Annotated in this window: 18 protein-coding genes; 9 read left to right on the top strand and 9 right to left on the bottom strand. The window is 68.1% G+C overall.

From position 1 onward, the window contains the following. Positions 1-3: 3 nt before the first annotated feature. Positions 4-171: a hypothetical protein gene (locus tag ABLE43_RS08445; protein WP_348978049.1), complete on the bottom strand. Its 168-nt coding sequence runs from the start codon at positions 169-171 to the stop codon at positions 4-6. A gap of 358 nt (positions 172-529) precedes the next feature. On the opposite strand from ABLE43_RS08445, the gene ABLE43_RS08440 reads away from it, so the two are divergent. After that, entirely contained in the window at positions 530-1,249 is a 720-nt protein-coding gene (locus tag ABLE43_RS08440; RefSeq protein WP_348978048.1) for a Crp/Fnr family transcriptional regulator, read from the top strand. Positions 1,250-1,323: 74 nt separating this feature from the next. Next, positions 1,324-1,476 carry a hypothetical protein gene (locus ABLE43_RS08435; RefSeq protein WP_348978047.1) on the top strand — a complete coding sequence of 51 codons (153 nt, stop codon included), beginning with the start codon at positions 1,324-1,326 and terminating at the stop codon, positions 1,474-1,476. A gap of 7 nt (positions 1,477-1,483) precedes the next feature. On the opposite strand, the gene ABLE43_RS08430 is transcribed toward ABLE43_RS08435, so the two are convergent. Continuing rightward, positions 1,484-2,788, bottom strand: a complete 1,305-nt coding sequence (locus ABLE43_RS08430; protein WP_348978046.1) for an MFS transporter — start codon at positions 2,786-2,788, stop codon at positions 1,484-1,486. 124 nt (positions 2,789-2,912) lie between these two features. Here ABLE43_RS08430 and pgsA point away from each other — a divergent pair, with 124 nt between their 5' ends. The 3 genes from pgsA to ABLE43_RS08415 are packed head-to-tail and all read left to right on the top strand — an operon-like array spanning position 2,913 to position 4,170. Then, entirely contained in the window at positions 2,913-3,479 is a 567-nt protein-coding gene (gene pgsA, locus ABLE43_RS08425; protein WP_348978045.1) for a CDP-diacylglycerol--glycerol-3-phosphate 3-phosphatidyltransferase, read from the top strand. After that, positions 3,479-3,736: a molybdopterin converting factor subunit 1 gene (moaD, locus tag ABLE43_RS08420; protein WP_348978044.1), complete on the top strand. Its 258-nt coding sequence runs from the start codon at positions 3,479-3,481 to the stop codon at positions 3,734-3,736. Before pgsA ends, moaD begins: the two co-directional genes overlap by 1 nt. Continuing rightward, a complete protein-coding gene (locus tag ABLE43_RS08415) occupies positions 3,733-4,170 on the top strand; it encodes a molybdenum cofactor biosynthesis protein MoaE (RefSeq protein ID WP_348978043.1) in 438 nt (145 codons plus the stop codon). Before moaD ends, ABLE43_RS08415 begins: the two co-directional genes overlap by 4 nt. A 181-nt stretch (positions 4,171-4,351) precedes the next feature. Here ABLE43_RS08415 and ABLE43_RS08410 read toward each other — a convergent pair whose 3' ends face one another. Further along, positions 4,352-5,038, bottom strand: a complete 687-nt coding sequence (locus ABLE43_RS08410; protein WP_348978042.1) for a fasciclin domain-containing protein — start codon at positions 5,036-5,038, stop codon at positions 4,352-4,354. A 98-nt stretch (positions 5,039-5,136) separates the two neighbouring features. After that, complete coding sequence (locus ABLE43_RS08405) at positions 5,137-6,039, bottom strand: hydrogen peroxide-inducible genes activator (RefSeq protein WP_348978041.1); 903 nt, start codon at positions 6,037-6,039, stop codon at positions 5,137-5,139. Positions 6,040-6,167: 128 nt separating this feature from the next. Here ABLE43_RS08405 and ABLE43_RS08400 point away from each other — a divergent pair, with 128 nt between their 5' ends. Both ABLE43_RS08400 and ahpD read left to right on the top strand, forming a co-directional pair. After that, positions 6,168-6,710, top strand: coding sequence for a peroxiredoxin (locus tag ABLE43_RS08400; RefSeq protein WP_348978040.1), 543 nt, complete (start codon positions 6,168-6,170; stop codon positions 6,708-6,710). Between the two features lie 120 nt (positions 6,711-6,830). Next, complete coding sequence (gene ahpD, locus ABLE43_RS08395; protein WP_348978039.1) at positions 6,831-7,352, top strand: alkylhydroperoxidase, AhpD family; 522 nt, start codon at positions 6,831-6,833, stop codon at positions 7,350-7,352. Positions 7,353-7,517: 165 nt separating this feature from the next. Here ahpD and ABLE43_RS08390 read toward each other — a convergent pair whose 3' ends face one another. Continuing rightward, entirely contained in the window at positions 7,518-8,279 is a 762-nt protein-coding gene (locus ABLE43_RS08390; RefSeq protein ID WP_348978038.1) for a sulfite exporter TauE/SafE family protein, read from the bottom strand. A gap of 153 nt (positions 8,280-8,432) precedes the next feature. Here ABLE43_RS08390 and cysE point away from each other — a divergent pair, with 153 nt between their 5' ends. Both cysE and ABLE43_RS08380 read left to right on the top strand, forming a co-directional pair. Further along, positions 8,433-9,116, top strand: coding sequence for a serine O-acetyltransferase (cysE, locus tag ABLE43_RS08385; protein WP_348978037.1), 684 nt, complete (start codon positions 8,433-8,435; stop codon positions 9,114-9,116). Then, positions 9,116-9,457, top strand: a complete 342-nt coding sequence (locus tag ABLE43_RS08380) for a DUF2794 domain-containing protein (protein ID WP_348978036.1) — start codon at positions 9,116-9,118, stop codon at positions 9,455-9,457. The genes cysE and ABLE43_RS08380 overlap by 1 nt, the downstream gene beginning before the upstream one ends. Before the next feature lie 57 nt (positions 9,458-9,514). On the opposite strand, the gene ABLE43_RS08375 is transcribed toward ABLE43_RS08380, so the two are convergent. From ABLE43_RS08375 to phoU, 4 genes are all read right to left on the bottom strand, one after another. Next, positions 9,515-10,540, bottom strand: coding sequence for a hypothetical protein (locus tag ABLE43_RS08375; protein ID WP_348978035.1), 1,026 nt, complete (start codon positions 10,538-10,540; stop codon positions 9,515-9,517). Between the two features lie 329 nt (positions 10,541-10,869). Then, on the bottom strand, positions 10,870-11,229 hold the full coding sequence (locus tag ABLE43_RS08370) for a hypothetical protein (RefSeq protein WP_348978034.1): 360 nt from the start codon (positions 11,227-11,229) through the stop codon (positions 10,870-10,872). An 80-nt stretch (positions 11,230-11,309) separates the two neighbouring features. Further along, the gene (phoB, locus tag ABLE43_RS08365) at positions 11,310-12,002 is read right to left on the bottom strand and encodes a phosphate regulon transcriptional regulator PhoB (protein ID WP_348978033.1); all 693 of its coding nucleotides are present in this window, start codon (positions 12,000-12,002) and stop codon (positions 11,310-11,312) included. 2 nt (positions 12,003-12,004) lie between these two features. Next, positions 12,005-12,706, bottom strand: coding sequence for a phosphate signaling complex protein PhoU (phoU, locus tag ABLE43_RS08360; protein ID WP_348978032.1), 702 nt, complete (start codon positions 12,704-12,706; stop codon positions 12,005-12,007). Positions 12,707-12,713: the final 7 nt, after the last annotated feature.

Raw genomic sequence — 12,713 nt, 5'->3', positions numbered from 1 at the left:
TATTCAGGGCTTCGTCGTGCGATGCGCGACGTGCGGATCGGTCTTCGGGTCGAACACGACCCACCCGCGCCGATGGTCGCGCGCCAGATCGATGCCGCAGCGGCGGCACGGAGCGCGAAAGCTGACCCCGTCATACCAGACCTGGTGGCGATCCCGCTTGTGCCCTATCAAGATGCAGATCATTTCCATCCCCCGACGGTACGTGCCGGACCGTTGTAAAGGATCATGCTGCATCGCGCCAACCGGTTAGCAGATGCAAAAAATCGATTGAAACGGGCGGGGGAAGTCCGCGCCGGGGGGTATTGGAGTGTGATTCAGCAACGCTGGATCATGGCGGTACCGGCCCGCTCCCCCGCCCGGTCACCCATTCAGGATACGCCGTGGGTGGCCGGGCGGGGGAGCGGGCCGGTACCGCATCCGCGTGCGCGGATCAGACTGTAATGCGATGAAATGTCGCCGATTAAACCAGTATATCGTGCGCCCGCGTAACAAGCGCTAGCTGCACTGCCCTATGACAGGGGCCAAGGCTGTGGAGCGTCGCACGCGACTGCTCGCGTATTCCGGACTGAACGATGCCGATCGCGGGCGAATCGACCGGCTGCTCGACCAGCGGCAGCGGATCGTCGCCGCGCGCCGCGACATGGTGTCCGAAGGTACGCCGCCGCGCTTCGTCAATTTCGTGCTCGACGGCTGGGGCTGTCGCTATCGCCAGATGCCCGACGGGCGGCGGCAGATGCTGTCGCTGATGCTGCCGGGCGACGTGTGCGACGCCAATATCCAGGTGCTGGCGCGGATGGACCATTCGATCGGCGCGATCACCCAGATGACCATCGCCGAGGTCACGCCCGATGCGTTCGGCGAGCTGATCGCCCGCCACGAATCGATCGCCCATGCGGTGTGGTGGAACGACCATGTCGCGGCGGGTACCCACCGCGAATGGATCGCCAGCCTCGGGCTGCGCTCGGCGCGCGAACGCATCGCGCAACTGTTCTGCGAGGTGCATTTCCGGTTGCGGCTGGTCGGGCGCTGCACGGGGCAGAGCTGCGAATTTCCGCTGACCCAGGCCGATGTCGGCGAGGCGACCGGACTGACGCCGGTGCACGTCAACCGCATGGTGCAGGAATTGCGGCGCGACCGGCTGATCGAATGGGCGGGGCGGACGCTGACCATCCTCGACCTCGACGGGCTGTGCGAGGTGGCGCAGTTCGCGCCCGCCTATCTCCACCTCGACCGGGCGGTGCTGCCCTGACGCCGTCCCGATACGGGACGGACGGGTCGGTCCGGCATGGGACCGATTGGTAAATGATGCGTTAACGTCGTGCCATGCCGACCGCCCGCACCCGCAGCCACCCGTTCCGCCGCCGCCTGTCGCCGGTCGCCGCCGCGCCGGAACGCCCCCGCGACGAAAGCGACCTGAAGCTGTTCGCGGTCAGCTTCACCGCCTTCTTCCTGTGCTTCTACACCTTCCTGCTCTGAGGGCGGTTCAGGCGGGGTGACAATCCTCGCACGCGCGGTGCAGCCGCCATGCGAGCCATGCCGAGATCAGGCACATCCCCGCCACCATGAAGAGCAGCTGGACGGGGCCGAGCCCCGCCCAGGTCAGCAGGATCACGCCGACCGCGCCCAGCGTCATCGATGCGCAGTTGACGACATTGTTGGCGGCCACGGTCCGCGCGGTCTGGTCCTTGGTCACGGTCGTCGTCAGGAAGGCGTAGAGCGGCACGACGAACATGCCGCCGAAGATCGCGATCGCCGCCAGCGTCGCCAGCACGAACAGCGATTGCGGATGGGTCACGAAATCGCCCACCCCGTACAGGGTGCCGCCCGGGGCCGGGGTCCAGCCGCGCGCCTGCAGCGCGAAGGCGACGACGCACACCGCCATCGCGATCACCGACGCGGGCGAATAGCGTGCCGAGATCGTGCCCTTCAGCATCGCGTTGATGATGACCGATCCGATCGCCACCCCGATCGAGAAGATGGCGATGGTGAGCGAGGCGACCTGCTTGTCGGCGGTCAGCACGTTCTTGACCAGCACCGGGAAGATCACGATCAGCACCGACCCGATCGTCCAGAAGAAGCTGATCGCGACGATCGCGAGGAACAGGCGGCGGATGTGCATCGTCGCCGCGATCAGGTGCCATGACGCGGTGAGGGGATTGTAGTTGATCGTCAGTTCGGGGCCGCTGCGCGGGGCGGGCGGCACCAGCCGCCCGGTGAACCAGCCGACGATCGCGACGACGACGACCAGCCCCGCCGCCCATTCGACGCTGACCCAGCCCGCGACGATCGTGCCGGTCAGCACCGACAGATAGGTCGCCGCCTCGACGAGGCCGGTACCGCCCAATACCTGATCCTCCTTCAGATGCTGCGGCAGGATCGCGTATTTGATCGGCCCGAAGAAGGTCGAATGGACGCCCAGCAGCACGACCGCGCTGAGCATCATCACCATGCCGAGCGTGGGATAGCCGTAGCGCGCGACCAGCATCCCCGCCGCGCCGTACAGCATGATGCCGATCTCGACCGTCTTCACGATGCGGATGATCTTCGCCTTGTCGTGATTGTCGGCGAGCTGCCCCGACAGCGCGGAGAGCAGCACGAACGGCAGGATGGCGAGGCCGGTGGCCAGTGCGTTGAAATTCTGCTCGCTCGCCGGATCGCCGAACAGTTGATAGGTCGCGAACAGCACCATCGCGTGCTTGTAGAGATTGTCATTGAACGCGCCCAGGAACTGGGTGGCGAACAGCGGCAGGAAACGGCGCTGCCTGAGCAACCCCAGCGCGTTATGCATTCGGAAGGCGACCTGTCTTGTTGCCACGGAAGGGCGGAGGCGCGGGTGTAGCCGAGCGTATGGGGCCGCTCAATCGCCGATTGCCGCTTTCGCGCGGCCCCCGCGCGGTGCTAAGCGCTGACGGGTGCTGACGCTTCCCAACATCCTGACGCTATCCCGCATCTTCGCGGTCCCGCTGCTGGTCGCGCTGCTGTGGTGGCCGACGTGGGAGGCGGGCTATGCCATCGCCTTCGCGCTCTACTGCCTGATGGGGATCACCGACTATTTCGACGGCTATCTGGCGCGGGCGCAGGGCACCGTATCGAAGCTGGGCGTGTTCCTCGATCCGATCGCGGACAAGATCATGGTGGCGGCGGTCATCCTGATGCTGGTGGGCACGCGGCACGACATGGCGATCATCACCGGCATCCACCTGATCGCCGCGCTGGTCATCCTGCTGCGCGAGATCGCGGTGTCGGGGTTGCGGGAATTCCTTGCGGGCATCCAGGTGTCGCTGCCGGTGTCGAAGCTGGCCAAGTGGAAGACGACGCTGCAACTGGTCGCGTTCGGGGCGCTGATCCTTGCCGGGGCGGTGCCCGCCTATGGCTTCGTCCATGTCGTGGGGCTGGTGTGCCTGTGGGGGGCGGCGGCGCTGACCGCGATCACCGGCTGGGACTATCTGCGGATCGGCCTGAAGCACATGGATACGTGATGCGGCTCGACATCCTGTATTTCGCATGGGTGCGCGAGCGTATCGGGGTCGGTGCGGAGACGATCGACCTGCCGGAAGGCGTCGCGACCGTCGCCGGGCTGATCGACCATCTGGCGACGCGCAGCCCGGCGCATGCCGATGCGCTGGCGGATCGCGCCCGGCTGCGCGCGGCGGTGGACCAGGCGTTCGTCGGCCTCGACGCGCCGGTCGGGCAAGCGCGCGAGGTGGCGATCTTTCCCCCGGTGACGGGCGGATGATCCGCGTCGTCGTGCAGGACACGCCGATCGACATCGGCTTCGAGCATGCCGCCGCCGAGATCGTCGATGCGGGAGCGGTGGCGACCTTCACCGGGCTGGTGCGCGGCGACGACGGCGTGACCGAACTGGCGCTGGAACATTATCCGGGCGCCACCGAACGCGCGCTGGAGGCATTGTGCGAGGAGGCACGGGAGCGCTGGTCGCTGGCGGCGGCGACGATCGTGCACCGGGTGGGGCCGATGGTGCCGGGCGACCGGGTGGTGTTCGTGGCGACGACGGCCCGCCATCGCGGCGCGGCACTGGAGGCCTGCGCCTTCCTGATCGACCGGCTGAAGACCGGTGCGCCGTTCTGGAAGCGCGAGCGGCGGGGCGAGGATGCGCGCTGGGTCGAGGCGCGTGCCAGCGACGATGCGGCGGCGGCGCGGTGGGGTTGACCGGTAGCAAGACCGTTCGGTTCGGGTAGCGATCGAGCACAGTCGAGAGCGCGTATCGAGCACGGCGTGCCGCTGGGCGGGGCGTTCTCGACGGGCGCTTCTCGGCTGCGCTCGAAGCTGCTCGAACCGAACGGAGATCATGGGGGTTGGGAGGTGGATAAAGCCACCCCCGCCCAACGTCTCACCCCAGCTTGGGCACCAGCACGCCGTTCACGACATGCACCACGCCGTTCGACTGCGGCACGTCATATTGCGTGACATAGCTCTTCGCCCCGCCGACATCGGTCAGCACCAGCGCGCCGTTTTCCAGCGTCGCCTTGATCGGCTGACCCTCGACGGTGGTCAGCGTGGCGGTGCCGCCGCCCGCCTCGATCTGCGACTTCAGCGCGGCGGCGTCGAGCTTGCCCGCCACGACGTGATAGGTCAGCACCTTGGTCAGCGACGCCTTCTGCTCGGGCTTGAGCAGCGTGTCGAGCGTGCCGGGGGCGAGGCGGCCGAACGCCTCGTCGGTCGGCGCGAACACGGTGAACGGACCCGGACCCGACAGCGTACCGGTCAGCCCCGCCGCCTGCACCGCCTTGACCAGCGTGGTCAGGTTGCTCGCCTTCGATGCGTTGGCGACGATGGTCGCGGTCGGCAGCATCGGCGCACCGCCGACCGTCACCGGGGCGGCGGCGGCGACGTTGGTGTCGGCCTGCGCGCCGGTCTGTACCGTGCCGACCGGGGTCTGCACGGTCGCGGTGGTGCCGGTGCGCACGCCGGTGGTGGCGGTGGTGCCGCCCGGTGCCGGGGCGGTGGTGGTCTGCGCCTGCGCGACGCCGGCCAGCGACAGGGCGAGCGCGGCGGTGGAGAGGGTTGCGCGAATCATGGGAATCTCCCGTGGTTGCGATTGGATGGGTTGCGATGCCTGCGGCACCGACGGGGTCCAATACGGTTCGCTCGGGAGTTCGGTTCCCTTGATCCGGATCAGCCGCGCTGCGCCGCCAGCACCTCCGCCAGCAGCCGGAAGTCGCGTTCGCGCGGCGATGCGCGCCGCCAGACCAGCGCGATCCGGCGCGACGCATTCTGCGATTCGATCGGCCGCGCGGTGACGCCGGTGTTCTCGAGGATGCCCGCATCGATCGCCATCTGCGGCAGCATCGTGGTGCCGAGACCATTGTCGATCATCTGGACGATGGTGTGCAGCGACGTGCCCATCATCATCGCCTGTCCGCGCGATTCGGGGTGCTCGCAGGCGCGCAGCGCATGGTCCTTCAGGCAGTGCCCGTCTTCCAGCAGCAGCAGGCGTTCGGGATCGATGTCGCCCGCGACCAGCGCGTCGCCGCTCGCCCCTTCCTCGCCCTTGGGCAGCGCCAGCAGCAGCCGGTCGTCGAACAGCGGCGCCACCTCCACCTCGCCGCAGGCATAGGGGAGGGCGAGCAGCACGCAATCGGTGCGGCCATGGTGCAGCCCCTCGCACGCCGCCGCACTCGGCTCCTCGCGCAGATAGAGCCGCAGTTCGGGATAGTCGCGGCGCAGGCGCGGCAGCAGCCGGGGGAGCAGGAACGGCGCGATCGTCGGGATCACGCTCATCCGCATCTCGCCCGACAGCGGCCGCCCGGCGGCGCGCGCCATGTCGGTCAGCTCCTCCGCCTCGCGCAGCACCCGGCGCGCCTTGTCGACGATCGCCTCGCCCAGCGGCGTGAAGCGCACCACGCGGCGGGTGCGTTCGACCAGCGTCATGCCGATCAGCGTCTCCAGCTCGCGGATGCCCGCCGACAGCGTGGATTGCGTCACGAACGACGCCTCCGCCGCGCGCCCGAAATGGCCCGCATCGCGCAGCGCCACCAGATACTGGAGTTGCTTCAGCGTGGGCAGATAAACCGACATGGCGCCTACTTATCGGCTGGGTCGATCATTCCCAAGGGCAAATTCGATTGGATCGGTACGGACCGCACCCTATATCGCGGTGCAGCAATTCACGGTGCGGCAACGCACCATAACGAAAGGGCATTTCCATGCTGACCGTCGGCGACAAGCTCCCCGAATTCACCGTTCCCGTCCAGCAGGGCACCGCTGCGCTGCCTGCCGGTGAAACCCTCTCGCACGACGCCTTCCCCGGCAAGTGGAAGGTGCTGTTCTACTGGCCGAAGGACTTCACCTTCGTCTGCCCGACCGAGATCGTAGGCTACAGCGAGCTGAAGGACGACTTCGCCGATCGCGACGCCGTGCTGATCGGCGCGTCGACCGACACCGCGCACGTCCATCTGGCATGGCGCAAGTCGGACCCGGATCTGGCCGCCGCCGACTTCCCGTGGATCGCGGACAACGGCGCGGTGCTGGCCGGCAAGCTCGGCATCCTCGACAAGAACGAGCATGTCGCGTTCCGCGCGACCTTCATCATCGACCCGGACAATGTGATCCAGGCGGTGCAGGTCAACGGCCTCAACGTCGGTCGCAACCCGGCGGAGACGCTGCGCGTGCTCGACGCGCTGCAGACCGACGAGCTGTGCCCGTGCAACTGGAACAAGGGCGACGACGTCCTCCAGGTCGCGGCCTAACCCCTGATCGGCGGTGCGGGCCGAGGCTCGCGCCGCTCCCCCATGCCACCCCAGCGCGGACCGGCGGCGTTACCTGCCCCGGTCGGCTGGGGTGTCGTGCATCTGACGGAGACTAACCCCATGTCGCTCAAGGAATTCGCATCGGCGCTGCCCGATTTCGCCAAGGACATCCGCCTGAACGTCGGCTCGCTGCTGAACGAGACGGTGCTCGATCCGCAGAAGAAGTTCGGCACGATGCTCGCCTGCGCGCACGCCACCGGGCACAAGCCGCTGGTCGATGCCGCCGAGGCCGAGGTCGCGGACAAGCTGTCGCCCGAAGCGGCCAATGCGGCGCGCGCGGCGGCGGCGGTGATGGCGATGAACAACGTCTACTACCGCTTCGTCCACCTCGCGAAGAACAAGGAATATGGCAACCTGCCCGCGAAGCTGCGCATGAACGTCATCGCCGCGCCGGGGATCGAGAAGGTCGATTTCGAGCTGTTCAGCCTCGCGGTGTCGGCGATCAACGGCTGCGGCATGTGCATCGACGCGCATGAGGACGTGCTCAAGAAGCACGGTGTGAAGGCCGAGGTGATCCAGGGCGCGGTGCGCATCGGCGCGGTGTTGCAGGCGGTGGCCAAGGTCCACGCCGCGGTCGCTTAAGCGAGATAGGTTCACGCGGAGGCGCGGAGACGCGGAGGGGGTGTGGCGCACGATCCTCCCGCGTCGGCGGGAGTTTCGCTCCTGCCGCAGCGATCGGGACGGATGATCGCTGCGCGATCGCTTCCCCTTCGCGTCTCCGCGCCTTCGCGTGAAACCGATCCTTGCTTACGCCAGCGCCTTGTACACGCTGTACGCGCTGGTGATCGTCAGCACGATGCCCACCAGGATCAGCAGCGCGCGCGCGGGCACCCGCTTGGCGATGATCGCCCCGAACGGTGCGGCGATGATGCCGCCGATCAGCAGCCCGCTGACCGCCGTGGTGAAGGCGCTGAGGCCGAGGTTGAGCAGGAAGGTCAGCGATACCGACAGCGTCAGGAAGAATTCGACGGTGTTGACCGTGCCGATGGTGGTGCGCGGGGCCGATCCCTGCACCAGCAGGTTCGACGTCACCACCGGCCCCCAGCCGCCGCCGCCCGCCGCGTCGAGGAAGCCGCCGATCAGCCCGAGCGGGGCGATCACCTTCGGCTCGCGGGGTTCGGGCGGATGGCGCAGGCCGCGCCACAGCAGATAGACGCCGATCAGCGCCAGATAGGTCATCACGAACGGCCGCGTCACCGACGCATCGAGCGTCGAAAGGATATAGGCCCCGGTCACGCCGCCCGCGACGCCGGGCAGCACCAGCCGCCAGAACAGCTTCCAGTTCACGTTCTTGTGCAGCGCGTGGCTGATCCCCGACACGCCGGTCGTGAAACATTCCACCAGATGAACGCTGGCCGATGCGGTCGCGGGCGGCAGGCCGATCACGCTGACCAGCAGCGTCGAGGAGATCACGCCGAACGCCATGCCGAGCGCCCCGTCGACGAGCTGGGCGGCGAAACCGGCGGCGATGAATTCCGCCAGCCGGGCCCAGTCGAGATTTTCGAGCATCCGGATTCCTTAATAGTCAGCGCATCGTCGTGCGCCGTGATGGCGGGAAAAGCCAATCCCGACAAGATAGCTAGGGTTTGTTACGCCTACAGCACGGCTTGGCGACAGGGTAGGGCCGCCCTACATGAGCCTCAAGTGGTAAGGGGAATGCCGATGTCGGCGCGGCTGTTGCGCTATCTCGATTCGATCAAGGCGCGCGATCCCGCGCCGCGTTCGCGCGTCGAGATCCTCACCTATCCCGGCGTCTGGGCGCTGGTGTATCACAAGATCGCGCACCGGCTGTTCAGGCGCCGCTGGTATTTCGCCGCGCGGGCGGTGAACCACTGGTCGCGCTTCCTGACCGCGATCGACATCCACCCCGGCGCCACGATCGGGCGGCACTTCTTCATCGATCACGGCTTCGTCGTGATCGGCGAGACGGCGGAGATCGGCGACAACGTCACCATCTACCAGAATGTCACGCTGGGCGGGACCAGCCCCGACAACGGCGTCGCGGGCAAGCGCCATCCGACGATCCGCGACGGCGCGATCATCGGGTCGGGCGCGCAGGTGCTGGGGCCGATCACCATCGGGCCGCGCGCGCGGGTCGGCGCCAATGCGGTGGTGACGAAGGACGTGCCGGAGGGCGCCACCGTCGTCGGCATCCCGGCGCGCCCGACCGTGGTCGAGGGGGGGCAGGCGGGCGAGACGCCGTTCGTCCCCTATGGCACGCCGTGCCGCGAGATGTTCGATCCGCAGACCCAGCGGCTGGAACTGATGCGCTGCGAACTGGAGACGCTGCGCAAGCGGCTCGATTCGCTCCTCGCCGAGCAGCAGGACCGCCGCGACCGCGCCTGATGGGCACCGTCACCCCATTCCCGACATCGCGCCAGCCGGGGCAGGTGGGCTTCGAGCGCGCCGAGCTGGCCCGTATCCTCGACCTCTATGGCCGGATGGTCGCCGCGGGGCACTGGCGCGACTATGCGATCGACCTGGGCAAGGACGCGGCGGTGTTCAGCGCGTTCCGCCGCGCGACCGAACGCCCCGAGTTCCGCATCGAGAAGCGCCCTTCGCTGCGCAACCGGCAGGGGATGTGGGCGCTGGTGGGGGAGGCGGGCGCGGTGGTGAAGCGCGGCCATGAACTGGGGCCGGTGCTGGCCCCGGTCGAGCGGCGGCTGATGAAGCTGGTCGAGGAATAGCGGACGCAAAAAAATGGCCCCGGTCGCCCGGGGCCGAGGTTGCCCGAAGCAAGAAACTCAGGCCAGCGCCACCGGCGGCAGGCGGTCGCCGAGGGTGCCCAGCAGCCCGACGACCGTGCGCCGCATCGGCTGCCAGAATACCGAGAGCGTCAGCAGCGCCGAGCCGATGACGAAGGCGGTGAATGCCGCCGACAGCTCGACGGCGCCTGCCTGCCGGAACAGCGCGTAGAGCGCGTAGAGGACATAGGCGAGGCTGGAGACGAGCAGCGCGCGGCGATCCACCGCCAGCGCCACGACGCCGAAGCCGACGTACAGCGCGATCACCACCACCGCCATCGGCAGCGTCACGGTCGGCCCGAACACGCCGAGCAGCTGGAACAGCGAGTGCGCGATCAGCGGGGCGGCGACGAGGTGGAGCCAGAAGGCGACGTCGCTGCGCCGGGTGCGGCGTTCGCGGTCGCTCATGTCCCAGCGCATCGCCGCGACGAACACGCCGATCCCGCCGAGCAGGGTGATCGGATAGAAATGATCCTGCAACTGCGGGAACGCCGCGACCGCCAGCGCCGCGACGGTGCCGACCAGCGCCGCCGCCCCCGCCGCGACCGTGATCGGCACCATGAAGCGCCGCCAGTGGACATAGGCCGCGCCCGCCGCGACCAGCGCGATCCCGGCGAAGATCGCCGCCGTCACCCGGTCCGGCACGTTCTGCGGATCGATCTCCACCACTACGCCGAACAGCGTCGCCGCGACCCCGCCGACGAAGGCCAGCAGCAGCAGGATGCTGGGCAGCGCCATCCGCCGCCGCGCGGTGAAATATTCGGCAAGGAACCACGCCGCCCCCGCGACGCCCAGCCCGCCGAGCGGCGTGAGGATCGATTCGCCGATCCACGCCAGCGATACCAGCAGCAGCGCCAGCGCCACCGAGACGAAGATGTCGTTGAACCCGGTCAGCAGGCGGAAATGTTCCTCGTCCACCACCGGTGCGCGCCGCTGTGCCGCCACATGGCTGCGCAATGCCTCGGCGGCGGCGCGCGGCAATACGCCCGCCTCCACCGCGCCGTTCAGATCGCTTTCGCTGTACATGCCGATACCTCCCTGTGTTGGTGGAGTATGACACTGGTGTATTGATGATGCAATACGCTATGCGTTGTGTCCCTCCCTCCCAAGATTCCTCTGCGAAAATCCAGGGTCGGCGCTTGATCCTGCCGTACCCCCGCCTGCGCGGGGGTACGGCAAAGGACTGTGGCAGAGGCATTCGTCGAGGGAGGGGCGCAGGGAAGGTCGATCCGGCCTGTGCGCGTCCCTCGACTTCGCTCGGGACGAACGGAACGGCGGTGCGGGGGCCGCAACGCGAAACGCCCCGCCGTTTCCGGCGGGGCGCTGCGGGTCCGGCGTTGCGGCCGGGTCGGTGCTTACTTGCCGCCGGGGTTGCGGCAGCTGTCCTTCACGGTGCGCGAACACACCGGATAGCTGTCCCTGGGCGCGGGCGCCGGGGTGGCCATCGGCGGGGCGAACTGGATGTTGCCCTGCTGCATGCCCGACGGCTGGCCTGCCATGGGTGCCGGGGGCGGCGGCGGGGGCGGCGGAGCCATGCCGTCGGTGGTCGGCGTGGCCGGTGCGGGCGGCGGGGTCATGGTGTCGGCGGGCGGCGTCGGCGCGGTCGTGGTGCCCGGCTGCATCGTCGACGTGTCCGGCGTGGTCGTCGGCGGCGTGGTCTGGGCGACGGCGGCGCTGCCCAGCAGCAGCGCGCCCATGAAAGCGATCGTCTTCATCGGAAAAACTCCTTCGCGACTAGCTTCGTTGTGGCTGCGGACCAAACGAGCCAAGTCGAAAAGGTTTCCTCGCCAAGATGTCAGCCCGCCGCGTCCAGCGCATAGCCCGCCGAACGGACGGTACGGATGATGTCGGGCCGGTCGCCGACGTTGATCGCCTTGCGCAGGCGGCGGATATGCACGTCGACGGTACGCGATTCGATGTCGGAATCATGCCCCCACACCGCATCGAGCAGCCGTTCGCGCGAGAATACCCAGCCGGGATGTTCGAGGAAGTGCTTGAGAAGGCGGAATTCCGTCGGTCCGAGCGGCACGACTTCGCCGCCGCGCCGCACGCGGTGGCCGACCGTGTCCATCTCGATATCGGCATAGCTGAGCGATTCGCCCGCCAGCGCCGGACGCACCCGGCGCAGCACCGCGTTCACCCGCGCCACCAGCTCGCGCGGCGAAAAGGGCTTGGTGACATAATCGTCCGCGCCGGTTTCCAGCCCGCGCACCCGATCCTCCTCCTCGCCGCGCGCGGTCAGCATGATGATCGGCACGTTCTGCGTGGCGGCCTGGCGGCGCAGCTGGCGGCAGACCTCGATCCCCGACAGCCCCTCCACCATCCAGTCGAGCAGCACGATGTCGGGCGTCGCCTCGCGTGCGAGCAGCAGCGCTTCCTCGCCCTCGTGGGTGCGGACGACCTCGAAATCCTCGCGCTGGAAATGGAAGGCGATGAGTTCGGCCAGCGCCGCATCGTCTTCCAGCAGCAACATCCGTGCCTTGCTCATGATTATCCTGCGAATTCCGAGGTTTCCCGCTCCGCCAGCGTCTGTCCGGTGGCGGCGAAATAGACCATTTCGGCGACGTTGGTCGCATGGTCGCCGATACGTTCCAGGTTCTTGGCGACGAACAGCAGGTGCGCGACCTGGCTGATCGTCTTCGGGTTCTCGACCATGTACGTCACCAGCACCCGGAAGATGCTGTTGTAATAATCGTCCAGCGCATTGTCGCGCTGGCAGATCTCGATCGCCGCCTGCGCGTCGCGCGCCGAAAAGGCGTTCAGCACGTCGTGCACCATGTCCGACGCCAGCTGCGCCATCGCGGGCAGGATGCTGAGCGGTTCGATGCGCGGATCGTGCGTCTCGCCGTGGATCGGGCCGACGCGCTTGGCGATGTTCTTGGCATAGTCGCCGATGCGTTCGATCACCGCCGCGATCTTCAGCGCCGCCACCACCTCGCGCAGGTCGTCGGCCATCGGGGCGCGCAGCGCGATGACGCGCACGGCCAGCTTCTCGACCTCCGCCTCGATCGCGTCGATCGCCTTGTCCTTGGCGCGGACCTCCTTGGCCAGCGCCGGATCGTTGCGGCTGAGCGCCAGCATCGCGTCGCTGATCGCCTGTTCGGCAAGGCCGCCCATCTGCGAGATCAGCGCACGCAGGTGGCCGATGTCGCGGTCGAATGCCTTGACGGTATGTTCGTGTCCCGTCGCCATGTCGTTT

Origin of the sequence: Sphingomonas silueang (genome assembly GCF_040049155.1) — a bacterium.
GTDB lineage: Bacteria > Pseudomonadota > Alphaproteobacteria > Sphingomonadales > Sphingomonadaceae > Sphingomonas > Sphingomonas silueang.
The sequence above is the reverse complement of the archived record's forward strand: the minus strand, read 5'-3'. Positions and strand labels throughout refer to the sequence as shown.